This window comes from Anaerovorax sp. IOR16 (assembly GCF_017168145.1).
Taxonomy (GTDB): Bacteria; Bacillota; Clostridia; order Peptostreptococcales; family Anaerovoracaceae; genus IOR16.
In genome coordinates this window covers 38,069-63,402 of sequence record NZ_JADQTL010000003.1, presented here as the reverse complement: position 1 = coordinate 63,402, position 25,334 = coordinate 38,069, and the positions used below count along the sequence as shown (strand labels likewise).

Genomic DNA, 25,334 nt, shown 5'->3' with positions numbered 1-25,334 from the left:
AATAAAAAATAAATGCCCGTGATACATTTTGTATCACGGGCATTGTTATTTGTTTTGTTCATATAAAACAAAAGTTTAAACTTAAGCTGCAGGTATCATATTCTCTGCCATATTCATATAATCTACGACATTAGCTCCCTTTGGAATGGTTGTATCAACCTTTTCTGTCGTAACTTCTGACTTTACATCCATATCCATAGTCATATCCATTAGATCTGCAACTTCAACTACCATATTAAGTGTAGAATTAAAAGAATCTCCTGTTACATCAACGTTAACATTAACGCCTTCAGCCTGCATGTTAAATTTAACTTTGCAGTTTTTCATTTTAGAATTTTGTTCCTGAAGCTCAATGGTACAAGAAAAATCCATGTCTTTAAATTCTGCCATATCTTTTGCAGTAAGGTTCAATTCCTTGCTATGCTTTGTCAATACAGAAGCCAAAGAGGTCTTATCAATTACTAAAGTATGTGTATTTCCTACCGTCTTAAAGGCACTGTCTCCGGCAACTTCCTTTACAATGTCATACAATAAAACAGACTCTTTATAAGTATCTACTGTATAACTGCTTGAAAGACTATTTGCTAATTTGGTCAGCATTTCAGCAACATCTAGGTTTCCAGCAAATCCCTTGCTGATATTCATCAATCCTTGATAATCCATGCCCATCTCTTTGTACATAGCATTCATATCCATCTTATACCATGTATCCGCATCAACATTCTGACCTAGGCTACCCATAATATTAGATAGCATAGGGCACTTCATATACATAATACCTGTATCATCCATTTTAATCTGCATGTCAATATTTTTTAATGCATCCATCATTGGAACTAACATGGCTTTTTCCTCTTCCGTCATCTTCTGATCCTTCATGAGAGATTCCATATCCAAAGCCATCTTCATAGAAATGTCCGCATTCATCATCTGCTGCAATCCTGTCATTTCTCCAGAAAAGCCTACACTCATTTTCTCAGGAGCGCTTGCCTGCTCTCCTTCCTTGGTTACAGACGGTGTTTGAACATTGATTTTACCATTCAATGTGCCCTTAGTTTTATATGTTTTTGTAGTATCATATTCTACTGCATAAGGCATACTCAAATAAGAGAAATCTTTATTGGCATTTTCAAATATTTTATTAAAGTCAATAATGATAACAGTTTTGTTTGCATTATCCCAACCAACGGAATAACCAAATCCTTCTGCAATCGCACGTGTGGATACATAAGTTCGATTGCTCTTATTATCAACAAAAGGTACAACATCCATTTTTTTGTTTTCTTTTTGATCACCAGTTGTTACATTTAAGTCGGTGCTTCCGACTGCAAAAGAAATCACTTGTTCACCAAGAGTCGCTGTAACGACCGCTTTTGCTTGGTCATAGTCAACCTTTGCGTTCAATTTCTCTAAAATCGCACGAAACGGTATCATAACTCGATTATCAACCATTTTTGGAACAGCATCTGTAAAGCTCATCATCTCACCGTTTACTTGAACTTGCACTTGAGCTGGCGCCTTTGTTTCAGATGCAAATACCATTACACCACTGGTAAATACCATAGTGATTACTAAGGCAACTGCCAGTACTTTTTTCAGTGCATTAAATTTCATTTTCATTTCCCCCTTATAAATACACTTCTACATTTGAACCCCAATTCTTATAACAGGAGTTTATACACACTACAGTTTAACAAATATATGGTAATAATTCAACTTTAATTCCTTTCTTTTCCTTTATTATAAAGAATTTTATTTAGTTTCTTCCATATTATTTTCTGAATTTGACTGTTTCTTTGTATATAAGACGCCGCATACAACCGCTGTAAGCGGTATGGTTAAAAGAATGGCCGTACTTCCTACTAAAGCTTGTAATATTTCCGCTATGATCTGTTCTCGATTCATGAGCTCTGTCATGGAACTTGTATAAGTAATTAAAAGCAAGACACTTGAAAAAGAGCTTCCAATGTATGCTAATACCAATGTATTTGACATGGTACCCATAATATCACGTCCAATGGCAAGTCCGCTTCTTACAAGCTTTCGGAATGATATATCTTCCATATGCTGACGTATTTCATAGAGTGAAGATGCAATATCCATCGCAACATCCATAACCGCACCCATTGCACCAATAACAATCGCTCCGAAAATAACCGCCTTCAAATCAATCGGATTTTCAATATTCATCATATGTAAATAGACAGAGTGTTCATCTACATATCCCGTCATATATAGAACTCCATCCATTCCAATGGTTAATAATGCAGAAACAATGACTCCAAAAACGCACCCGCAAATTGTAGCCAGTGTTTTCTTCCCAAGCCCATTAACAAGCAATAATGTCATTATAATGGTATAAATACACGTAATGAGTGACGTCACATAAATATTATAGCCATTTAATACAGATGGAATAAAAACAGCAAACACAGCGAGACAAGTTAATGAAAGAGAAAGAATGGTATTAATGCCTTTTCTTCCTCCCAAAACAATTAACAGAATGAAGAATAAGAGAGCAAGCCATATAATTGTATTAAATCTGGCAAAGTCGCCAAAAACCCATTCCGTTTCAAATTCTTCAGATGGATAATTATAAATGATTACTTTATCCCCTAGTTCAATTTCTTTTAATGGTGCATAGGATTCATCCAAAATCTGAGAAACAGTAACCGTTTCACCCTTCCGATCTCCAGTCAAAATTTTACAATCAAAAATAATCGCACGGTTTTTAAAAACCTCTCCTCCAAGTGAATAGTCCTTTTGCTGCTCACCAGTTACCTGAACAACTTCTGCTTTTGCTGCTGCAGAATCGCTTTCCTGAAATAAATCCAAATCTTTACTTACAATACGATTTCCGATAAAAATAAATAAAATGGAAATCAAAAGCGTAAGCGCCCAGACAATGTCATTCGTTCTTTTCTTATTTTTTAATCTCATAATATCTCCTACCGTCTTAAGTAATAAAAAACCTTAAATCCCCGCTATTATAACTTGTTTTTTTTCTATCTGTCAAGGTAATGAAAAGATATGAAAAATAAAAGAAAACCGATACATTCGTTTTCCAGGTTGAACGTATCAGTTTTCTTCTTTCACTATATTTGGATGAGAGTATAAAAGGTATCGTTTTTACAAAGTAATTACGGTTCCTGTTTTTCCTTCTAATGCTTCTACTGCTTTATACAAAGAAGTAATGATTGCTTTCTTTCCAGGGTTTGCTTTTGCGAACTTTACAGCAGCCTGTACCTTTGGTAACATGCTTCCTGGTGCAAAGTGACCTTCTTCAATGTATTTTTCAGCTTCTGCTACAGTTAAGTTAGCTAAATTCTTCTGATCCGGCTTGTTGAAGTTAATCGCAACTTGCTCTACTTCAGTAAGAATCATCAATGCATCTGCACCGGTTTGTTCTGCCAAAAGTTCAGCAGCAAAATCCTTATCAATAACAGCAGCAACACCTTCCAGTCCTTGTTCTGTTTCGATAACCGGAATACCGCCGCCTCCGCAAGTAATTACGATTGTAGAATCCCAAAGTCTGTTTACGGAATCAATTTCACAAATCTTAGTAGGAATTGGAGAAGCAACAACTCGACGGAAACCTCTTCCTGCGTCTTCCTTCATTGTATATCCTTTACTTTCCATTTCCTTTGCTTCTGCTTCAGAATAGAAAGGACCGATTGGCTTTGTTGGATTCTTAAATCCTGGATCTTCACTGTCAACAACCATTTGAGTGACCAAGGTAACAACCGGAATGTCTTTTTTAACTTCGTTTAATGCCTGCTTTAAACCCTGCTGAATGTGATAACCAATATAACCCTGGCTCATTGCACCACAAACGTCAAATGGCATTGCCGGAGTAACTTCTTTCGCAGTTTCGGATGCCAACAGGATTCTTCCTACCTGTGGACCGTTTCCGTGAACGATTGCAATTTCATGACCTTGCTTTACAATTTCTGCAATGTAAGTGCAAGTTCTTTTTACTACATCAAGCTGCGCTTCTGCAGTTGCAGGACCTTTTGAATCCTGTAATGCATTGCCGCCTAAAGCAATTACTAATTTTTCTTTCATCTTATCCTCCATTTAAGCGGTCCTACCCTTTTACGTGTATAACCCTTATTTTGCTTAATCTCTGTTGATTGGCATGCTCATGCATCTTGGGCCACCTCTGCCTCTGGAAATCTCAGAGCTTGGGATGGTCAGTACCTTGATACCATAGTTAGAAAGGATTTCATTTGTAATATAATTTCTGTCGTAGGTAACAACTACGCCAGGAGCAATTGCCAATGTGTTGGAACCATCGTTCCATTGTTCTCTTTGTGCTGCCATTCGATCGTTACCGCCACAACGAATCAATTCAACTGCCGGCAACTTGAGTTCGGATTTCAACAAGTTCGTCAAGGTGTCTGTTGCAGAAACAAACTGCAATGCCCCATCTTTACCTAAAGTGATTTCATATAAGTTTAATGGTCCCTCAATCTCTGGATGAATTGTGAATTTATCATAGTCTACCATAGTAAATACGGTATCAAGATGCATAAATGCACGACACTTAGGGATATCAAAAACCAATACTTTCTTGAAGCTATTTTCACTCTTCAAAACTCTTTCTGCTAAAATGCTAATGGCTTCTGCAGAAGTTCTCTGAGAAAGTCCAATGGCTACGATTTCAGGAGAAAGAACTAAGATATCTCCGCCTTCAATCGGATTTGGTCCTTCATGCTGATACCAAAGATGTGTTCCTTCCGGCATCAAATCCTTATTATTTTCAAATACATATTTCAACATGAGGGATTCTCTTTTTCTAGCTTCCGTGCTCATGCAATTTACAGAAACACCGTTTCCGATGCTAGCACCTGGGTCTCTTGTAAAATACAAGTTCGGCATTGGATCTGTGTAATACGGATAACCTTCTGCAATGATTCCCGCAAAAGAATTTGGAGCTTTTACCTGTACATCGGTCTTTTTGATACCTTTAATACATTGAGTAACCATATCTTCTACGGATTTTTCCATTAACCATTCTTGAATGACTTCCTTTGCATAAGGAGAAACGATGTTACTTTCTTCAACAAATTCCTTTGTAAATGCTCTTCTTACTTCGTTATCTTGTAAAGCCTTTACAACTTCATGTTCGCAGTATACTACTTCAACACCATTTTCTCTAAGTACATCAGCAAAACAATCATGTTCATGCTGTGCCACCTTTAAGTAAGGAATATCATCAAACAATAGACGTTCAAAATTATCCGGTACTAATCCTTCCACTTCTTGACCCAATCTATGCAACATTACCTTATTTAGTTTTCCAATTTCGGAATAAACATTAACTCCCTGTTTCATCCTGGTCACCATTCCTTCTATTACTGTCGGGTAGGAGACTCCCGCTCTCCTACCCTACTATATTTTCTGGTTTACAGCTATGGTACGCTGTGGATCATTTGTTATTCTTTTATATCATTAAATTGTAGCTACGATAACAGCCTTAATTGTATGCATTCTGTTTTCTGCTTCATCAAACACAACGGAATGTTTGCTTCTGAATACTTCGTCCGTAACCTCACGAATGTCATAGCCTTTTTCTTTCTGAGTCTTTGCCATAGTTGTTTCAAAGTCATGGAAAGAAGGTAAGCAGTGTAAGAACAATACATCTGGATTTTCAGTTTCCTTGATCATGTCCATAGTTACCTTGTAAGGAGTTAACATACGTACTCTTTCCGGAATCTTGTCTTCTTCTCCCATAGAAGCCCAAACGTCAGTGTAAAGTACATCAGCGTCCTTCAAGCAGGAAGCGTCATGGCATACTTCAATAGTAGCACCAGTTTCTTTTGCAACTTCTCTAGCAGCTGCCAAAATGTTTTCGTCTACCTTTAATTCTTCCGGACCATATGCAACGAAATGCATACCCATTTTTGCACAACCATACATCCAAGCGTAGCTCATATTGTTACGGATGTCGCCACAGAATACTACCTTAACCTGGTTTAATGGCTTAGCACAGTGTTCTTCAATTGTTAATAAGTCAGCTAAAATCTGAGTTGGGTGGTCAACGTCAGTCAAACCATTCCATACAGGAACACCAGAGAACTTAGCTAAATCTTCAACAACCTTCTGATCAAATCCTCTGTATTCAATACCATCATAGAATCTTCCCAAAACTTTTGCAGTATCTTCTAAGGATTCCTTTTTACCCATCTGAGAACTTCCACTGTCAAGGAAAGTAACGCCTGCGCCTTCTTCCATAGCTGCTACTTCAAATGCGCATCTTGTTCTTGTAGATCCCTTTTCAAACAATAATACGATGGTCTTTCCTCTAAGAACGTGATTTACAATTCCAGCTCTTTTCTTTGCTTTCAGATCATGTGCTAAATCAAGCATGTATCTGATTTCGCTAGGAGTGAAATCCATCAATGTTAAGAAACTTCTTCCCTTTAAATTTACTGCCATTTTTCTCTACCTCTCTCATTCTTAAATTTTAGGTTACAACTTATCTCCTAAATACACGTAAATCTTATTTTTTCCTTTACAGTGTATTAGTTTGATACATCTTTAAAAAAATCATACTATACTAATTGAAAAAATAAAGTACCAGTCCCATTCTTTTTGCGTGTGCCAGTTAAATATTTTGTATATTTGCAATCTTTTCAAAATATATTTGCCAATTCTTTATATCAGCCTTATCATTTTTCAAAAAACATCTTTATTTCAGTCTTTTTCTAAGCTTTGCTCCATTGCCTCAAGAAGAAGATCCATTCCTTTTTCAATTTGCTCCAATCCCGGATAAGAATAATTCAATCGTATATACTGTTCACCCTTTGTCCCATACGGAAAAAATACGCTGCCTGGAATAAACGTTACACCTTTTTTGCCAGCCAGTTCAAGCAAACGACTTAAATTCATATTTTCGGGAAGCTTGCACCAAATATAAACGCCGCCTTTTGGCTTATTAAAGGTTACACCGAAATCTTCCGCTGCTTTTAAGCAATCACACATCAAATCTCTTTTTTTCCGATAATCTTCACAGATACCCCTAAGATTTTTTTGATACGTTCCATTTTTCATGTAAGTACAAAGCAGCCTTTGAGATAAACTATCAAAGCTTACCAAACGCAGCGAAATCAAATGACTGAAATTCTTTATTACAACACGGGGTGCTACTACAAAAGCAACTCGAATGCCGGGTGCGAACGTTAATGCAAATGAATAAATATAAATAACGGAGTTACGCGTGTCCAACGCTTTTAAAGAAGGGGTTTGTTTCTCTTGATAACAAATTTCGGACGCACCATCGTCCTCAATGATTGGTACATGATATTGATAAGATAGCTTTAGGAGAGCTTTTCTTCTCCGAAGGCTCATGATAATACCCGTAGGATCATGATAACTTGAGTTTACATAAATAAATTTAGGATGATATTTTACAATTAAAGGTTCAATGCGATCTGTAATCATCCCTTCCTCATCCACGGGAACCGTGATGATTTTCGCGCCTGCTAACCGAAGTTCACGAAAAACATCCGGTGAAATTGGCTCCTCGGTAATGACAACATCACCTTCATCTATAAAAAGTTCCGTCAAATAATCAATCGCCTGATTGGTTTCCGATACAATTTGGATTTCCCCATGTCTGGCATTGATCCCTTTTCCTTGCAAAAATACAGAAATTGCCTGCCGCAGTTCAAAAAGTCCTTGATATGGGGTGTATGCATACAGGTCGTCCTTCTTTTCCTTGCTCTCTTTTGATTCTGCAATCAGTTGTTCTAAGATTAGAGCCAAATCCGCTCCATAATAAGACTCCGGTGCCGCAATCCCTCCCGCAAAGGAAATGTTTCCGTTGTCGTACGATCTAGAAAATAAATCATCAAAGGTAGTCTCCAAATCCAAAACCGGTTGTCGAATTAAATGAGACCATAATACGCTTTTGCTTTTTTTCAAATCTTCGTTCTTTTCCTTTGTTTCGTTTTGCTCAAAACTTGATTCACCTACACTGCGATAGGTAACACGGTATCCCTTGCCCTGTGATGCGCTAATAAAGCCATCGGCCTTTAATTCATTATAGGCTTTGATTATGGTATTTCTGTGTACGTCCGCAATCTTAGCCATAACACGCTCGGAAGGAAGTACTGAATCATCCGGTAATTCCTCTTTCAGTATCATTTCTTTAATTTGATTTTTAATTTGCCGATAAATCGGCGTTTGACTTCGATGATTAACAGTTATATTCATTTTCTACTTTTATCCTTATTAAAGTACTCATTCATTAACTTCTGAGCCAAGAACTTTTGTGCATTGGCTTTCATCGACAGGTTCGCAATCAACATAAATAATTCAGTGGTATCGTCATCTGCAAGTTCGTTGTCGTCTAAATTCTTTTTAATGCGGTTAATGTCTTCTGTTACCTCTGTCAGTAAATTTTTCTGCTCTTGTTCATACAGATTTAATATATTGTCATAAATTCTGTGAAAATCAAATTTCTCATCAAACTCGGAATTATAATTTTCAATTAATGGTTCCATTAATGTTTGAATTTCTTCCATTTGAAAAGTTCCCTTTAAATAGAAAATTAAGGTCAATAAAATAAGATGATCTTTCGTATATCTCTTATTCTTTGGTCTCGGTATCAAGTGATGCTTTGCATAGTTAGAAACCATGGTCTTTGTCATTACTTGATCCTTCGCTTCCTTTTTATAAGCATTCAAGTGCTTATTGATAAACATGACTGCCTGATCCATATAAAGTTCCATATCAGGAAACGCATCACTGGAAACCACTCCACCGTTTACAAATTCCTCTACGGTTTGCTTTATAAACTCCTCATATCTCATATTGGACGCACCTTTTCCTTTCTTTTTCTATTTTATTATTCCTCCGTAATACCTTTTGTATTACTAAACTGCATTATAAAGTTTTATAAAACCGATGTCAATGTTTATAGGAAATATCTTACGTCGTTCAATAAAATTCTTACATTAAATATATTACAAATCCTATGGCAAATAAATCATACCTCATTTACTTACCCATATCAAAAAAATTTCTTAAATATATAATATTTTTTTATTTTTAGTAAAGATTTTTCTTGCATATTTATTTTTATTTTTGTATAATTATTCGAAATAATTATTAAGGTAAAAAGAAAGGAAGATATATTATGGAAGGTTTATTATATCTGGAAGACGGTACCGTCTTTCTTGGAAAGGGGTTTGGCTTTCCAAAAACTTCAGTCGGAGAATTGGTTTTTAACACGTCCATGACTGGCTACCAAGAAATTCTTACCGATCCCTCTTATACAGGTCAAATCATTAACTTTACTTATCCTCTAATTGGCAATTATGGCATTACCGAATCCGAAAATGAATCCAATGAAATTCATGCCTTTGGCGCAATTGCAAAGCACATTTGCTTTGAACCCTCCAATTATAAATCCATTGATAACATAGACCAGTGGCTTTTCAATCGAAAAGTTCCTGGTCTTTTTGAAATCGATACGAGAGCCGTTACACGAAAAATCAGAGAGTTTGGTGCAATGAAATGCGTCATTAGTAATGAAAACATATCAATTGCAGATGCAAAAAAATTATGTGAGGAATCCATGCTTCGCCAAGATTATATGAAAACGGTGGGAACAAAAGAAATGATACATATCCCCGGAAACGGACCTAAGGTTTCCGTATTGGACTTCGGGGTAAAAACAAACATTTTAAATGAGCTTAAAAAGAGAGATTGTGATGTTTATCTGTTTCCTTACAACAGTACTGCTCAACAGCTCCTGTCAGTGAATCCCGATGGTTTATTTCTGACCAATGGACCGGGAGACCCAAAAGAAGCAACGGAAGCAGTGAATGAAATTCGGTTGTTATTGCACAAGATTCCGATCTTCGGAATCTGCATGGGGCATCAAATCCTCGCCCAAGCGGTCGGTGGCACAACTTATAAAATGAAGTATGGCCATCGAGGCGGAAATCACGGTGTCTTCGATAAAGATACAGGGCGCAGTATTATTACTTCACAAAATCATGGATTTGCAGTCAACGCAGAGAGCATTTTGTTGACAGGGATGGAAATCACACATATTAACTTAAATGATCGTACAGTCGAAGGTATGAAGCATCAAAGCTTACCAGTATTTTCGGTTCAGTTTCATCCAGAGGCAGCACCGGGACCAAATGACAGCTCCTACCTTTTTGACCGTTTTCTAACACTCATGAAAGGAGGCACTTTACATGCCTAAAAATCCTAATTTGAAAAAAATCATTATACTCGGCTCCGGACCGATTGTTATTGGTCAGGCTGCTGAATTCGACTATTCCGGCACTCAAGCATGCAAGGCCATTCGAGAAGAAGGCATTGAAACGGTATTGGTCAACAGTAACCCTGCTACCATTATGACGGATCCGGGAATTGCAGACAAAGTTTATTTGGAACCATTAAAAGCAGAGTTTTTAGAAAAAATCATTGAAAAAGAGCAACCAGATGGAATCTTAGCTGGTTTTGGCGGTCAAACGGCACTGAATCTTGCTATGGACCTCGCAGACAGGGGCACTCTCAAAAAATACAATGTGTCCCTGCTGGGCGTCAATCAGCAGAGCATTCAGAAAGCAGAGGATCGGGATGCTTTTAAGCAGCTCATGCTCGAGATTGACGAGCCCATTCCTCCAAGTATCATAGCCACAAGCTTGGAGGAATGCGAGGCCTTTGCTGAGGAAGTCGGTTATCCATTGATTATCCGACCTGCCTATACACTCGGCGGTACCGGTGGGGGATTTGCAAAAAATAAGGAAGAATTAATATTACAATGTCAAATCGGAATGGAAAACAGTAGTATTGGGCAAATTCTCCTGGAAAAATCCGTAGCGGGATGGAAAGAAATTGAATACGAAGTCATGCGAGATGCTAAGGACAATTGTATCATTATCTGTAATATGGAAAATTTTGATCCGGTCGGTGTTCACACCGGAGACAGTATTGTCGTGGCTCCTTCTCAAACACTCCGAGACACGGAATATCAAATGCTGCGGAATGCTTCCCTGAAAATCATCCGCAGCTTAAAAATCGAAGGCGGCTGCAACATTCAGTTTGCTTTAGACCCAAAAAGCAGCCGCTACATTGTTATTGAAGTGAATCCGAGAGTGAGCCGTTCCTCTGCACTCGCTTCCAAAGCTGCCGGTTATCCTATTGCAAAAATTGCTGCAAAAATCGCACTCGGCTACAGTCTCGATGAATTAAAAAACTATGTTACAGGTGACACCAGTGCTTGTTTTGAACCGGCTTTGGATTACTGCGTTGTTAAATTCCCGACTTGGCCATTTGATAAATTCCAAACTGCTTCAAGAAAATTAGGAACACAAATGAAAGCAACCGGTGAAGTTATGGCAATCAGTAATTCCTTTGAAAATGCACTGCTGAAGGCTCTAACCTCTTTTGATAACAAAAATGACGGACTCCGTATTCCATGGATTCAAGAACTTTCCTCCGAGGAACTTTGGAATAAGCTATCTATCCCAAACGATCAGCGTATTTATGTTTTAGCAGAAGCACTACGTCGTAATATCACAATTAATGACTTGCATGAAAAGACACAAATAGACCCTTGGTTCTTAAATGGGCTAAAGCGAATTACCGATATGGAGCAAAATCTGGCGACTTCTCCCCTTACACCAAAGTTAATGCTTGAAGCGGAAGCTATGGGTTTTACTGATCAAGAAATCAAAGACCTATCAAAGGTACACCGTTCCGCAATGCAGGATATAAGAATTTACAATGACATTTTTCCAGTATATAAAATGGTCGATACCTGCAGCGGAGAATTTGAATGCCGCACACCTTATTATTATTCTTGTTTTGATAAAGAAGATGAAAGCCGAATCAGCAATCAAAAAAAGGTACTCGTCATTGGATCCGGGCCAATTCGGATCGGTCAGGGCATTGAATTTGATTACTGCTGCGTACACGGCATTTGGGCATTGCAAAAAGCTGGCTATGAAGCCATTATGATTAACAATAATCCAGAAACCGTCAGCACTGATTTTGATACTTCAGACAAGCTTTACTTTGAATCACTACATATGGATGATGTCATGAATGTTATAAAAAAAGAACGCCCTGAAGGCGTCATTGTACAATTTGGAGGTCAAACCTCACTCAACTTGGCACAACGTCTCGCTGAACGAAGCATTCATATTCTTGGAACAAACTATACATCCATTGATCTTGCAGAGGATCGAGAAAAGTTCAGTCAACTTTTAGCAGAGTTAAATATTCCGACTCCAAAAGGATTTGCCATTACGACGATGCAAGAAGCCTTTACCGCAGTCAAACAACTAGAATACCCATTAGTGGTACGCCCTTCCTATGTTATTGGCGGGCGGGCAATGCAAGTTGTATATAATGACTTGGAACTTGAAAAGTATTTAAAGGAAGCTGTATCACTTTCCACAGAGCATCCAGTGCTGATTGACCGCTATATTCAAGGAAAAGAAATTGAAGTCGATGCGATAGCAGATGGCGATGACATTCTTATCCCGGGTATCATGGAACACATTGAAAAAACAGGGGTTCATTCCGGCGATAGTATTTCTGTATATCCTCCTTATACACTCTCTGAAAAAGTGATAAATACCTTAACCAATTACACAAAAAAAATCGCAAAAGCATTAAATGTAAATGGACTCATCAACATTCAATACGCATGCGACGGCGAAGAAATCTATGTGATTGAAGTAAATCCTCGTGCATCCCGAACGGTTCCGATTTTGAGTAAGGTTACCGGAATTCCGATGGTACAGCTTGCAGTCAACGTCATGCTTGGAGACAAATTAAAAAACATGGGATTCGGTACTGGGCTTGCAGTAAACCAAACACTCCATGCTGTAAAGGTACCCGTTTTTTCCAGTGAAAAGCTAACGGATATGGATGTTGCACTAGGGCCAGAAATGAAGTCAACCGGAGAAGTATTGGGTCTTGACTCTGAATTTTCACATGCAGTTTACAAAGGCTTTGTCGCCTCCGGTGTCCTCATTCCAACCAAAGGAAATCTATACATTTCTTTGCGAGATAGTGAAAAAACACAAAGTTCTATTGATCTTCTGAAAAAATATTGTAAATGTGGTTTTTCCATCTTTGGTTCCAAAGGAACCGTAGAATATTTGAATCAAAATAAAATACAAGCTTCACTTCTACCGGAAGAAGACGTACTTTGGGGTATACAAAACAAAAACATTCATCTCGTTGTAAACGTACCGGAACACATGAATGATCCGGAAAGCCAGGCTTTTCATATCCGTAGAAAAGCAACTGACTACCGTGTTCCTGTGCTTACCTGTATGGATACTGCAAAAGCGTTTCTCCTTGCCATCCAAATTGAGCAGCAAAAGAAAGAAACTACTTCAATAAAGGTAAAAGCCCTAGAAGAATACTTACAGTAAGAAACAAACTACCTAAATATTTTTTATATTACATTGAATCTTCATTTATTATTTAATCAATAATAAATGAAGATAACTTATGCATTAGATTTTGGCGGTTTGATTCCATAATATTGGTAATAACATGTTTCTATCCTTCCGTTGTAAAGCTTACGTCGACGGTCTGCCGGTTTCTCACGGAATTGTGTTTCAAACTCTTTATCAGAAGTAACCAAATACAAGGACCATGTAGGATTTTTTACAAAGAACTTCTGCAGGTCCTTGTAGATTTTTTGAATATCTGCCTTTTCACCAATTCTTTCACCATAAGGAGGATTTCCTATCATTATCCCATATTCCTCTGATGCCATCACTTTTGCTACCGGCTGTACTGAAAATTCAATGCAGTCGTCTACACCGGCTTCCTCTGCATTGGCTGTTGCTCCCTTTACTGCAGCGGGATTAATGTCCGATGCTAAAATTCGTACCTCTGCATTATAATTAATTGCAGAAAATGCTTTCTTCCGCTCTTCCTTCCACAATTCATTTTTAATGGTCGGCCATTGCTCCGCTGCAAATTTTCTTTGCAAACCTGGTGCAATGTTACGTGCCAGCATAGCTGCTTCAATTGCAATGGTACCAGAACCACAAAATGGATCTACAAGTAATCTGCCTTCCTTCCAAAAAGACAGCTGAACCATAGCAGATGCCAAGGTCTCTTTAATCGGAGCTGCTACATCATTAATTCGGTATCCTCGCTTATGCAGACCAGCACCACTCGTATCAATCGTAATGGTTGCTCGATCCTTTAGAATCGTAACCTTAACTGTAAATTCTGCACCTGTTTCCGAAAACTGCTCACAAGCATAAGTCTCTTTTAACCTTTCTACGATTGCTTTTTTAACAATTGACTGACAAGCCGGTACGCTGTGTAACTTAGACTTTACAGAGGTACCTGTTACAGTAAACCTACCATCCTCTGGAATCCATTCCTCCCAAGGAAGTGCCTTTGTCTGTTGGAATAGCTCTTCAAAAGACTCTGCTTTAAACTCTCCCATTTTTAATAGAACACGATCGGCACACCTTAGCCAAAGATTTGATTTTACAATCGCTCTTTCGTCTCCCATATAAGTGATTTTAGCATCTTCGGATTTTAATACTTTAAAGCCCAAAGCTTCAACTTCTCTTTTCACTACCGACTCTAATCCAAAGGTAGCGGTCGCAATAATTTCTAATTTTGCCAAAAAATAATTCCTCCTATAAAAAACTGTCTTAAAACAGCAGATAATATTACGCTACTTTGAGACAGCTCTGATTCAATGTTTCAACGATTTAATAATTCAACAATTACTGCATTAAATAAAAGGTTTTTTACGATTCATGGAATTGTTTTGAATGGCATCCATTGAATTCAATGCCTTTCCTGTTCCAATCGCAACGCAAGATTTCGGGTCCTCTGCAATAATAACGGGAATTCCAGTCCTTTCTTGAATTCTACGATCAATGCCATAAAGCAAAGCACCGCCTCCCGTAATATAAATTCCACTGTTACTAATATCCGCTGCCAATTCCGGTGGTGTACGTTCCAAAACAGCATGTGCTGTTTCACAAATTACTTGAAGAGGCTCGTCCAATGCTTCCATCATTTCTTTGGATGTAATTTCCACAGATTTTGGTAACCCTGTAACCAAATCTCTTCCGCGGCATTCTTTTACAACGATATCCTCACGCGGATAAGCTGTTCCGATGGTCATTTTCATATCTTCAGCCGTACGTTCTCCAATGTACAGTTTGTGTTCTTTTCTCATATACTTAATGATGTATTCGTCAAACTTATCACCAGCAACCTTTACGGAAGAACTGGTTACAATACCTCCTAAAGAGATGACTGCCACATCGGTTGTACCGCCACCGATATCGATAACCATTACACCATCCGGTTTAGAAATGTCAAGTCCTGCACCAATGGCTGCGGCTACCGGTTCTTCCATAAGAAATACGGCTTTACCGCCTGCTTGTGTTGCAGCTTCCCGAACCGCTCTTTTTTCAACTTCAGTTACACCGCTTGGTACACAAACCATAATTCTTGGTTTAAAGAAGCGACTGTTTCCACAAGTTTTTCGTATAAAATATTTTAACATTCTTTCGGTTACATCATAATCGGAAATAACTCCGTCACGCAGCGGACGTACCGCTACAATGTTACTTGGGGTTCGTCCAAGCATTTGACGTGCTTCTTCCCCAACCGCTAAAATATCATTTGTATCTCGATTGATTGCAACAACGGATGGTTCATTAAGAACCACACCTTTACCTTTTATATAAACTAATACGTTTGCTGTTCCAAGGTCAATACCCACTTCATCTGTAAATGCCAATTTCATTCCTCCCTTGCCTTTACACGTTTCCCATTTTCGTGCTTGCCCAATTATTATATCTATTATTCCGCTAAATTTCAATTTATATTTTCACTTCTATCTGATTTTTACTTTGCCCCTTTTTTCAGAAAATCTCACCAATTTAAGAAAAAAGAATATTATTTTTTTCTAACCAAGCTTTCATATAAAAATCGAATTCGTCACAACGAGTCCTTTTTGCGCATATAATAAATGGAGTCCGTGAGAGGAGGTTAACTTAATGCCTATTATTCCGCTTCTTGTCGGGTATCTCGTCGGCACCCGCTGTGGTTCAAATTCTTGCAGATGCTGCTCTAATCGATGCGACTGTGTTTGTCGATGCCGATGCTGTTACAGACGTTAATATAATAAAACAAAAATTATAATATAGTGAAACAATAACATTTATAACTAATGAAAATTAATATTGAATCACAAAAGATTAAAAAATGATATTAGTTTAGTAAAAATTTCCTGCAAATACCTGTTTTTACCACGAAAAGCTGTCTATCCAATAAGGATATGATGGCTTTTCTGTTTTTATGCACCATTTTTTTTTGAAAGCATAGAATAATTTTGAGGCTGGTAACAGCCAATTTCTATTATAGAAAGGAGCTTCTATCGTGGATGATTTTGCACTAAGATTTGGTGAAATTACACTAGAGCACAATTATGATGCCCCAGTTTTTACGACCGTTAACGGGAATTTGCCATTGAATCAATTACCTTTGGCAATGGCATATGTTCCTATGCAAGTGTGGAATGGTACCTACGAAGGTCTTCGAGCTTTCGAACGCGGAACCATTTTTCCTGATTTAGATTTGCCATTCAGCGGAACAGGAGTGAAATAGTAAAGCTATGACAGAACAAGAAAATTTAATGAGACGGCTACAAATACAGGATTTTGTAATAACCGATATTAATCTGTATTTGGATACGCATCCTACGGATCAGACAGCACTCGATTACTACAAAAAATATCGTGATTTAAGAAATCAAACTTTAACAGCGTATATCAAACAATTTGGTCCAATTACTCCAGAAGACGTTTATGCAGATAGCTGGACTTGGGTCGAATCGCCTTGGCCATGGGAAGGATGTGTATAAGAATATGTGGACGTATGAAAGAATGTTACAATACCCGGTTAATATTAAAAAGCCGGACGCACGTGCAGCAAAAATTATCATTACACAATACGGTGGACCGGATGGTGAACTTGGCGCTTCCATGCGTTATCTTTCGCAACGGTTTTCAATGCCGTATCGGCAGGTTGCCGGTATACTAAATGATATCGGCACCGAAGAACTGGCTCACTTAGAAATGGTCAGCACAATTGTACATCAATTGACACGCGATCTTACCCTTGAAGAAATTAAGGAACAAGGCTTTGAACCTTACTTTGTCGATCATACAGTCGGTATCTATCCGCAATCCTCCTCAGGTTTGCCATTTAGTGCCGGAGCCTTCGCTTCTAAGGGAGACGCCATTACCGATTTAGTAGAAGATATGGCGGCAGAACAAAAAGCACGTACCACTTACGACAACATCCTACGCCTCGTGGATAATCCTGAGGTTATTGATCCGATTCGTTTTCTGAGAGAACGTGAAATCGTACATTTCCAGCGTTTCGGCGAATCCTTAAGGATTGTACAGGACAAACTGGATGAAAAGAATTTCTATGCTATTAATCCGGAATTCGATTTAAGACCAAGAGATCGTTGCAAATAAAAAGTTATTGTAAAATAAATGTGAATACTCGTAAAAGCCTTCAAAGATTTTATTTTTAGAAGGCTTTTTTATATAAGTTTCTCTTTTCCCTTTCATATTCCCTTCATATTTCTAATTCTTAGATTATTCTGTTAATAAATCACCAAACAACCATAGTATACCGCCCTTAAAAATGCTATAATATTGTATTATAGCTAATTTATTATTACTAATAGGAGGTATTGCCTTGAAGATAGAAATGAACTCTCTAAATGTTCCTATTATGTGGTATCAAAAAGAGCAGAATGAATTTTCCGGAAATCAAACATTTTTAGAAGAATTTGCAGGACCGGAAAATCAGTTTCTGTTGCAAGAATTAATTGAATCCAGTTTTGAATCCATTTATGCCAAAGAGCATTCTTTTAAAAAATTTATTAGAAAAGAAACCGAATACCTTCTTCTTATCATACCTAACCTTACAGATTCTGAGACATTTTTCTTTTTCTTAAATACATCTAAGATGGAGAACGTATTCCCTCAACTAAATCATACTAAAAAAATAGAAAATGATTTTTATAAGATTCTAGAAAGTATTTACGATGACTTTACTATTATAAATAAAGATGGCATCATCGAAAAAGTTCTGCCTAATTTTGAATCTGTCTATGGCGTTCCATCAAAAGAAGCCATTGGTTCAACTATTTTTGAAATGGAACATCGTAAGATATTTAATCCATGTATTTCAGCACGTGTAATGAAATCAAACAAGCCAGAAACAATGTTACAAGTAACAAAAAATAATAAATACCTAATGTGTGCCGCAGTTCCTATCTTCTCTGATAATAATGAACTTGAAAAAATAATCAGCTATACCAGAGACGTAGAGAAGTATGAATTATTAGAAGAAGAACATCGTAAATTACAAGATACAATGACCTCTTATCTCGTTCAATTAGAACAATTAAAACAAGAATACAAAAAAAATTCTAAAATTATAGGTGTAAGCCAGAAAATAAAAAATTTGATTCATACCGCTATGAAAGTAGCAAAATTTGATGCAACTGTTTTTATTAACGGGGAATCCGGCGTCGGAAAAAACATGTTAGCTGATTTGATTCATTCGAGTAGCAAACGTGCCGATGCACCTTTCATTTGCATCAATTGCGGAGCAATTCCCGAACATCTCCTCGAATCAGAATTATTCGGCTATGAAAAAGGAGCCTTTACCGGTGCTGGACAAGCCGGCAAAGCTGGTCTCATCGAGCTTGCTGACCACGGCACGCTGTTTTTAGATGAAATTTGTGATTTACCGCTTCATATGCAAGTAAAACTTTTAAAAGTCATTCAAGAAAAAAAGGTAATACGAGTTGGCGGCGTTGTTGAAAAAAGCATTGATTTTCGCCTTATCGCAGCAACCAATAAAAATGTAGAAAAAATGGTCGAACAAGGTACATTTCGAGAAGATTTATATTATCGCTTAAACGTACTGTCACTCACAGTTCCTCCACTTCGTGAGAGAAAAGAAGATATCTTCCCACTTATTAATCATTTTACAAAAAAATTTAATGAACAATATGAGATTAACCATGTATTCACAAATAGTGCGATTAACTATATGGAAGCTTATTGTTGGCCAGGAAACATTCGAGAACTTGAAAATGTAGTGGAAAGAACAATCCTTACAGCTGACGATTATTCAATTACGGAAGAACAGTTGCCTTATTACATATACTCCAATGAACACCCTCATAATGTTTCTAAGAAAAGCAGAACTCTCAAACAAATTCTGGAAGATGTGGAGAAAGAAGTCCTGCTTGATTCCTATGAACGAAATGGAACAACAACGAAAGTTGCAATAGAATTAGGAGTGAGTCAACCAACCGTTTCTGTAAAGCTTAATAAATATTTTAAGGGAAAGAATATTAAATAATTTAACATTTTAATTCCTAATATCTTTGAAAATTTATAGTATATACGTCTCTCAATAAAAAATTGTGCGGCAGAACTTAAGTTCCATCGCACAATTTTATGTTTTTAATTTCTTCTTTAAATATTCTAATAAAATTTAAATTCCAAATTTAATTAACCCAACATCTCTTTTCTTTCATCTTCAACAATCAGTTGATCAATTAAACCTGATTTTCTATCTTCTTTTAACCACTTAAACATTCCATAAGCCATAAATATAATAATAAACATAAATGGCACCGATATTAATATGGATAAAATTTTAAGAGCTGAAAAACTTGCCTTTGCAAACATAATTGAAAGTGGAACTAATGTAAGAACGATGCACCAGAATACTCTCAGCCATCTGTTTACTTCTCCATCCTTCTCAACAATTTTTGTTGTAGTCTGTGCAAGTGATAAAGAGCCGGTATCCAATGAAGATGCAACAAGTCCAACAATTATAACCAAAAGCGCAACTGGTAAGATAATAGATCCGCCAGGCAATAATTCAAGTACTTGATAAATACCTGCTTCACCAACACCACTGTTTACAAGCTCAACGATATTCGTTTGGTTTGTAATATGTGCATGGATTGAAAAGCTTCCGTGTACAGCAAATAGGAACCATCCACCGGCACTGATACCAAACAACGTCGCCCATGCAACTTGTTTAATCGTTCTTCCCTTTGAAACCTTAGCAATAAAAATACCCATCAGTGCTGCATAATTTAGATAAAATGCTTGGAAATATAACGTCCACGATTCTGGGAATCCAGTTTGTGCAATTGGGTCCATAAAGAATGACATACGAGGAAATTCGCCAATCATCCAACCAAATGAGTTTACTGTGTTCTTCATAATGAATGTAGTTGGACCAGCCAAGAATACATAAATTAAGAAAACAATACAAAGGCCTGCAGAAAAATTACTTAAATTTTTCATTCCCTTCTTCGTACCAATAAATGATGTAAGTGTAAATACTATTGCAATAAATACAACGATTCCTACTTGAATCGGGAATGTAATTTTAACACCAAAAATTTGAGTAAGAGCACCTGCTGCTAAAGGAACCGCTAATCCAAGTGAACATCCAAGACCACCAACAACTCCAAAGATTACACTAAAATCAATCAATTTACCTATAACAGATTTACCCTTTACGTCACCCATCATAGCGCTGCAAACAGCACTTGTCTGTAGGACGGGGATCTTTTTTACATAAAATGCATAGGCCATAGCGACCCCAATGATTACATAGATACACTGACCCGATAAGCCCCAATGGAAAAAAGAATATCCTAAAGAAGCTTCCAGTGCTGCTGTAGAACCTGGTTCTAGACCCAAACCAGGTGTTACGTAGTAGAATGCCCATTCAGTAAATCCCCAGTATAATGCTGCCGATGCTAACGCTGCAAGAGTCATCATTGCTACATAACTAAACATAGAATATTCCGGATCGCTATCACCAAGCTTAACATTTTTATATCTTCCTATACCTAAATAAAATGATAAGCATAACATTATAAAAGTGAACACTTCAAGCATAGGTCCGAAAACTGCAACAACTTTATTAAAAATATTATTAATTCCATTTAAGGTGGCATCCGGTGAATTTATCATCATAATAACAAATAAAACAAGTAATGCTAAACTAACTATAATTAAAGAAAGGTCAAATTTACCCTTAGTTTTCATATTTAAATTCTCTTCCATTTTAATCTCCTTATTACTTAACCAAAATTATCTTTTATTACGAATTGAAAATAAATTAATAAAATTTTGTGAAATTTCAGACTTGTTGTTGTGTAATAAAGGGCAAGGCACCTACCTTGCCCTTTATTATACTTTATTATTTGTTTTTCTAAAATTTCAATTAAAATCCCTTACCTACCTTCTTCTTGAAAAGCTCAACACTAGGAATCTTAATGTCAAGTAACTCCGCAATCTTAATCTTTGCAGCCATACCTGTAGATGCATGTTTTCTTTCTAAGATTGTGCCGATGTCTAGAGATTCCCTGATCTCCTTCATCTTTGCTGAATCTGCTAAATCGAAAACGGAACATCCAAGTTTATTTGCTACATATTCCTTTGCGGAAGCAATTTTCATGCCCTTCATGACCATACGTGCAACTAGATCTCCAGCTGTACGTATTCCGCCCATACCTGCGGCCATTTCGTGCATTACAGCCATTCCGTACGCATCTCCGTGGCCTATCTACAATCCGTCGGCTTTACCGATTTCCAGCATAGCCTTTGATACTCTTGTAGTTGCATCTGTAGGAGATGTATTTGTTAACGGTATACCACCTACACCCATTCCTGCGTTTACTAACACAGGGATATTTGCTACTCTTGTAGCTTCCTTAACATATGTAACGGAACGTGATAAGTTCCAGGCAAATGATTTACTGCTATTTGTGTTAACTACACAGCCATAACTGTGAGCCCCTGCAGCTTCAACAGACTTAACCTGCTTAGCAGGATACTGTCCAGCAACCCTTTGACCCTCAAACTTTAATTTACCATGCATACCAAGATGAAATTCATTTGCCATGCCCATAGTAATACTTACATCAGGATATTTTTCTGATAATACTTTAGCTGCTCCTAAAGCTGCATAAGCATCTGCATCACCACTAGCTCCACAAGTATCAAACTGAAGTCCACATGCTCCTGACTCAGCCATAACGGAACCAATATAAATCATATCATTTTTACATAATTCAGCAGCTTCTTCCTGTGCAGCCATCGCTTCCTTAATTTTTCCTTCTGGAAGCAGCATTGCCCAGTTATCAACAGGCCCATCTGGTTTTGTATATAAACCCATATTAGGCATCGCACCATAAAATATAGGCATAATACAGTTCATCTGAGCTTGCTCCATAGCCATTCCTTCTTCTGGTACAATATTTTTAATTGCCTTGTAACTATAGTCTGTGTTACAAAGTTCCATTGTATCTGAACAAAGAATTCTTTCATGTATCAGTAATGTCGTAGATCTATCTACTGGTATTCCTGATCTTATAGGAAGTTTTAATGTACCGGCATCAAAGGTAACAATACCTTCATTACCTCTTTCAACACTAACATTTTTTTCTGGCATCGTCAATATTTCAACTAATTGATCAATTTCACTATCATCAAGTGGTTGTGACTTGCCTCTTACTACAGCATCTTCCATTCCAGCGATTACGTCATTCTTAATTTCTTCTTTCGTCATCCAAACGCCTTCGCCATCGCCCATTCTAGTAAAGTATTTTTGACTCATAACTTAGTACTCCTTTCGGGTTAATTATTATAAAAAATGTTTTTATAATACGAATTTATTTTTCATCTATAAATCTCTGTGCTCTTTCACAACATTCAGAAGCATCTTCTGTATAAGCATCAGCACCGATCTTCTCCGCCCATCTTTGCGTAATAGGTGCCCCGCCGATCATAGTCTTATACTTATCTCGGATTCCTCTGGATTTCAGCTCATTTTCAAGTTCTTGCTGAACAGTCATTGTCGTTGTAAGAAGCGCGCTTGTTCCAATGATATCAGCCCCAACTTCTTCAGCCTTATCAATAATCACGGATGCAGGAACTTCTCTGCCAAGATCATACACGTCAAAACCACATGTTTTAAGGAGCGATACGCAAATTCCTTTACCGATATCATGTACATCTCCCTCAACGGTGGCCATAACAATCTTACCCTTCTGAGTAACCGTTTCTCCACTTTCTAACAGTTCCGTTTCAACTCTTTCCGTAACAGCCTTCATAACTTCGGTAGCAAAGATTAATTCTGGTAAGAATATTTCACCTCTTCCAAACTGATCTCCCAGTTCATTCATACCCTTACTGAATCCTTCTTTCAACATTTCCACGGCACTAACGCCAGCCTCAGCAGCTTTGTCCATTGCCTCCATAGCTGAATCTTCATCTGCTTCAACAATCGAATCAAAAGCTAACTTCATTAATTCTTCTTTACTCATGATTACACTCCTTAATTGTTTAATGTTTTAAATAAACCTTATTGTGTAGCATCAATAGGCTTCTCACTATAAGCCTCTTCCGCTACACCTTTATATAAAGCAACTTTCATACCAGTTTTTTAATAATAAAAAAAAATAATTGTTTAACGTTGATAATTAAACAATTATTTTTATTTTTTTACAAATTTACTTAAGCTGTTATATCTTCTAATTAGATTTATATAATGATTTTCTCCATTATAATAATGAAAAAAATCATTATATTTTTAAATTTCCGAAAGTTCTGTCATTCATTCGGTCATCTTTATCCTGCAAAAGCCAATATGATTGTTCAAATATGAAATTAGATACTATTTTATTTTGCCACTCCTAAATCTTTTTCGTACTGTTCGATCATCTTAGCAATTTCTTCTTTAGCTCCTTGTACTAATGGAGCAACTTGATGGTTTTCAAGAAATCCATTCTGCTTTTTCATACGCTTTTTCTGCTACGTTCTTAGAACCAGCTTTTTCCCAGGCACTTCTGCTTTTTCTGCTGAAGATTTCTGCATTAGATTGTTCTTTCATATATGCAAATGTATGTCTTTCATTTAAGTAAGCACCAGTTGGACCAACCTTATCAATGATATCTAGTGCAAGCGTATCATCATTAACCTCTATTCCACCTATTATTTTACGAATAGAATTCATTGCTTCACAATCCATCACTAATTTTGCATAGTCCATTGTCAAGCCAAATTCCAATGCACCTGCACCTTCAATAAAGTTTACACCTGCGATAGCAGCTGCCATTGCATTCATAGCAAATTCATAACCAACCTGTGCGTCAGGTATTTTGCTATCAGAAAGTGAAGAGCCCATAAATGTAGGCAGGTTATACTTTTGTGCTATCTTAGAAAGGGCAGAAGTAAGAATACCTTGTTCTGGAGCTCCTACTGCACCTTCCGCAGTTTTAAGATCCATAAGTGTACTCATACTGCAATAAATAAATCTTGCGCCTTTTCTTACAAGCTGAGCTAAAGTAAAGCATGCAAGCAGTTCTGCATTATGCTGTACAACAGATCCAGCTAAAGTAACTGGTGATGTAGCACCCGCGAGAGCCATAGGTATACATGCAATACCTATACCTGCTTTCGCACATTCCATCGTTATTTCACAACATTCTTTTGCCAGCTCAAGAGGACTAGTTGGACAAACCCAGATGTTTAAAAAAGGTCTAGCTTTTAAGTTATCCATTCCACCTACTGCAACCGCTGCCATATCTATCATTCTCTTACAGTTATCTCTATTAGCTGCTCCTATAAATAGCGCTTTTGAAGTATTCTCCATACAAACTTGGAGATTATGTAACGCTTGCACACTGCTTGGATAGTCAGTGCATACAAAAGGCCTGTCAACAACAGCAATTTCATCATAATAATCGCAAATTTTCACTAAATCTCCATTATCAGCTTTTACAGAATCTCGATGCTCTCTTGTCTTTAAATCTATAATTCCAACTGTTTCCCCAAAATTTGTAAATCCTACATTGTTCTTAAATGCAATAAAGTCTTTATCTTTTGTTCTTCCATAAAAAGTCATAGGTCTTGCTGCTGTAGCTAATGCTGCTTCTACCATGTGTGGATATAATTTTACTATAGCATACTCGTCTTTATATTCCACTTCAGCTCCATTTTTCTCAAATAATTTTGCAGCTTCTAATGACCCTATTCTTATGCCAGTATCTTTTAAAATTTTAAGTGTAGCAAAATGTATTTTATCTACCTGCTCATCATTAATAGTGTTAGCTCTCAAAACTCCAACTTTAGAAGGTTTCTTAACATATTCCATTTTATTTTTCTTCATTTTTTCACATTACAGTAAAACTGTATTCTCCTTTCTAGCTTCTAAAAATCAAACAATACCTA

18 protein-coding genes and 1 pseudogene are annotated in these 25,334 nt (G+C 37.1%); 6 read left to right on the top strand and 13 right to left on the bottom strand.

Annotated features, from left to right (window positions below; genetic code table 11):
* Positions 1-81 precede the first annotated feature (81 nt).
* From I2490_RS01485 to I2490_RS01455, 7 genes are all read right to left on the bottom strand, one after another.
* The gene (locus I2490_RS01485; RefSeq protein ID WP_206458017.1) at positions 82-1,614 is read right to left on the bottom strand and encodes a copper amine oxidase N-terminal domain-containing protein; all 1,533 of its coding nucleotides are present in this window, start codon (positions 1,612-1,614) and stop codon (positions 82-84) included.
* A gap of 138 nt (positions 1,615-1,752) precedes the next feature.
* Positions 1,753-2,940, bottom strand: a complete 1,188-nt coding sequence (locus I2490_RS01480) for a YibE/F family protein (protein WP_206458016.1) — start codon at positions 2,938-2,940, stop codon at positions 1,753-1,755.
* Positions 2,941-3,129: 189 nt separating this feature from the next.
* Entirely contained in the window at positions 3,130-4,065 is a 936-nt protein-coding gene (gene arcC / locus I2490_RS01475; protein ID WP_206458015.1) for a carbamate kinase, read from the bottom strand.
* A 54-nt stretch (positions 4,066-4,119) separates the two neighbouring features.
* A complete protein-coding gene (locus tag I2490_RS01470) occupies positions 4,120-5,337 on the bottom strand; it encodes an arginine deiminase (protein ID WP_206458014.1) in 1,218 nt (405 codons plus the stop codon).
* Positions 5,338-5,454: 117 nt separating this feature from the next.
* Positions 5,455-6,441 (bottom strand): ornithine carbamoyltransferase, encoded by a 987-nt coding sequence (argF, locus tag I2490_RS01465; protein ID WP_206458013.1) that lies wholly within the window; start codon positions 6,439-6,441, stop codon positions 5,455-5,457.
* 258 nt (positions 6,442-6,699) lie between these two features.
* Positions 6,700-8,220 carry an aminotransferase-like domain-containing protein gene (locus tag I2490_RS01460; RefSeq protein ID WP_206458012.1) on the bottom strand — a complete coding sequence of 507 codons (1,521 nt, stop codon included), beginning with the start codon at positions 8,218-8,220 and terminating at the stop codon, positions 6,700-6,702.
* Complete coding sequence (locus I2490_RS01455; RefSeq protein WP_206458011.1) at positions 8,217-8,819, bottom strand: DUF1836 domain-containing protein; 603 nt, start codon at positions 8,817-8,819, stop codon at positions 8,217-8,219. The genes I2490_RS01460 and I2490_RS01455 overlap by 4 nt, the downstream gene beginning before the upstream one ends.
* Positions 8,820-9,145: 326 nt before the next feature.
* On the opposite strand from I2490_RS01455, the gene carA reads away from it, so the two are divergent.
* Both carA and carB read left to right on the top strand, forming a co-directional pair.
* The gene (gene carA / locus I2490_RS01450) at positions 9,146-10,225 is read left to right on the top strand and encodes a glutamine-hydrolyzing carbamoyl-phosphate synthase small subunit (RefSeq protein ID WP_206458010.1); all 1,080 of its coding nucleotides are present in this window, start codon (positions 9,146-9,148) and stop codon (positions 10,223-10,225) included.
* Complete coding sequence (gene carB, locus I2490_RS01445) at positions 10,218-13,418, top strand: carbamoyl-phosphate synthase (glutamine-hydrolyzing) large subunit (RefSeq protein ID WP_206458009.1); 3,201 nt, start codon at positions 10,218-10,220, stop codon at positions 13,416-13,418. Before carA ends, carB begins: the two co-directional genes overlap by 8 nt.
* A gap of 77 nt (positions 13,419-13,495) precedes the next feature.
* Here carB and I2490_RS01440 read toward each other — a convergent pair whose 3' ends face one another.
* On the bottom strand, positions 13,496-14,641 hold the full coding sequence (locus I2490_RS01440) for a THUMP domain-containing class I SAM-dependent RNA methyltransferase (protein ID WP_206458008.1): 1,146 nt from the start codon (positions 14,639-14,641) through the stop codon (positions 13,496-13,498).
* A gap of 111 nt (positions 14,642-14,752) precedes the next feature.
* Complete coding sequence (locus tag I2490_RS01435; protein ID WP_245157045.1) at positions 14,753-15,775, bottom strand: rod shape-determining protein; 1,023 nt, start codon at positions 15,773-15,775, stop codon at positions 14,753-14,755.
* Between the two features lie 641 nt (positions 15,776-16,416).
* Between I2490_RS01435 and I2490_RS16960 the strand changes: the two genes are divergently transcribed.
* From I2490_RS16960 to I2490_RS01415, 4 genes are all read left to right on the top strand, one after another.
* Entirely contained in the window at positions 16,417-16,644 is a 228-nt protein-coding gene (locus I2490_RS16960) for a spore coat associated protein CotJA (protein WP_245157044.1), read from the top strand.
* Positions 16,645-16,651: 7 nt separating this feature from the next.
* A complete protein-coding gene (locus I2490_RS01425) occupies positions 16,652-16,900 on the top strand; it encodes a spore coat protein CotJB (protein ID WP_206458006.1) in 249 nt (82 codons plus the stop codon).
* Positions 16,818-17,522 carry a manganese catalase family protein gene (locus tag I2490_RS01420; protein WP_330634516.1) on the top strand — a complete coding sequence of 235 codons (705 nt, stop codon included), beginning with the start codon at positions 16,818-16,820 and terminating at the stop codon, positions 17,520-17,522. The genes I2490_RS01425 and I2490_RS01420 overlap by 83 nt, the downstream gene beginning before the upstream one ends.
* 226 nt (positions 17,523-17,748) lie before the next feature.
* Positions 17,749-19,431, top strand: coding sequence for a sigma-54 interaction domain-containing protein (locus I2490_RS01415; protein ID WP_206458005.1), 1,683 nt, complete (start codon positions 17,749-17,751; stop codon positions 19,429-19,431).
* A gap of 152 nt (positions 19,432-19,583) precedes the next feature.
* Here the strand turns inward: I2490_RS01415 and I2490_RS01410 are convergent, their stop codons facing one another.
* The 4 genes and pseudogenes from I2490_RS01410 to I2490_RS01390 form a co-directional block, all read right to left on the bottom strand.
* Positions 19,584-21,164, bottom strand: coding sequence for a BCCT family transporter (locus I2490_RS01410; protein ID WP_206458004.1), 1,581 nt, complete (start codon positions 21,162-21,164; stop codon positions 19,584-19,586).
* 160 nt (positions 21,165-21,324) lie between these two features.
* Positions 21,325-22,719, bottom strand: a pseudogene (gene mtbB / locus I2490_RS01400) ([dimethylamine--corrinoid protein] Co-methyltransferase).
* A gap of 55 nt (positions 22,720-22,774) precedes the next feature.
* Complete coding sequence (locus tag I2490_RS01395; protein WP_206458001.1) at positions 22,775-23,428, bottom strand: cobalamin B12-binding domain-containing protein; 654 nt, start codon at positions 23,426-23,428, stop codon at positions 22,775-22,777.
* 449 nt (positions 23,429-23,877) lie between these two features.
* Positions 23,878-25,272 carry a trimethylamine methyltransferase family protein gene (locus tag I2490_RS01390; RefSeq protein ID WP_206458000.1) on the bottom strand — a complete coding sequence of 465 codons (1,395 nt, stop codon included), beginning with the start codon at positions 25,270-25,272 and terminating at the stop codon, positions 23,878-23,880.
* Between the last annotated feature and the right edge of the window lie 62 nt (positions 25,273-25,334).

What these genes read in the sequence shown, in the direction of transcription:
- I2490_RS01485 (WP_206458017.1), bottom strand. Translation starts at nt 1,614, where the DNA reads ATGAAATTTAATGCACTGAAAAAAGTACTGGCAGTTGCCTTAGTAATC.
- I2490_RS01480 (WP_206458016.1), bottom strand. Translation starts at nt 2,940, where the DNA reads ATGAGATTAAAAAATAAGAAAAGAACGAATGACATTGTCTGGGCGCTT.
- arcC (WP_206458015.1), bottom strand. Translation starts at nt 4,065, where the DNA reads ATGAAAGAAAAATTAGTAATTGCTTTAGGCGGCAATGCATTACAGGAT.
- I2490_RS01470 (WP_206458014.1), bottom strand. Translation starts at nt 5,337, where the DNA reads ATGAAACAGGGAGTTAATGTTTATTCCGAAATTGGAAAACTAAATAAG.
- argF (WP_206458013.1), bottom strand. Translation starts at nt 6,441, where the DNA reads ATGGCAGTAAATTTAAAGGGAAGAAGTTTCTTAACATTGATGGATTTC.
- I2490_RS01460 (WP_206458012.1), bottom strand. Translation starts at nt 8,220, where the DNA reads ATGAATATAACTGTTAATCATCGAAGTCAAACGCCGATTTATCGGCAA.
- I2490_RS01455 (WP_206458011.1), bottom strand. Translation starts at nt 8,819, where the DNA reads ATGAGATATGAGGAGTTTATAAAGCAAACCGTAGAGGAATTTGTAAAC.
- carA (WP_206458010.1), top strand. Translation starts at nt 9,146, where the DNA reads ATGGAAGGTTTATTATATCTGGAAGACGGTACCGTCTTTCTTGGAAAG.
- carB (WP_206458009.1), top strand. Translation starts at nt 10,218, where the DNA reads ATGCCTAAAAATCCTAATTTGAAAAAAATCATTATACTCGGCTCCGGA.
- I2490_RS01425 (WP_206458006.1), top strand. Translation starts at nt 16,652, where the DNA reads ATGACAGAACAAGAAAATTTAATGAGACGGCTACAAATACAGGATTTT.
- I2490_RS01410 (WP_206458004.1), bottom strand. Translation starts at nt 21,164, where the DNA reads ATGGAAGAGAATTTAAATATGAAAACTAAGGGTAAATTTGACCTTTCT.
- I2490_RS01395 (WP_206458001.1), bottom strand. Translation starts at nt 23,428, where the DNA reads ATGAGTAAAGAAGAATTAATGAAGTTAGCTTTTGATTCGATTGTTGAA.
- I2490_RS01390 (WP_206458000.1), bottom strand. Translation starts at nt 25,272, where the DNA reads ATGAAGAAAAATAAAATGGAATATGTTAAGAAACCTTCTAAAGTTGGA.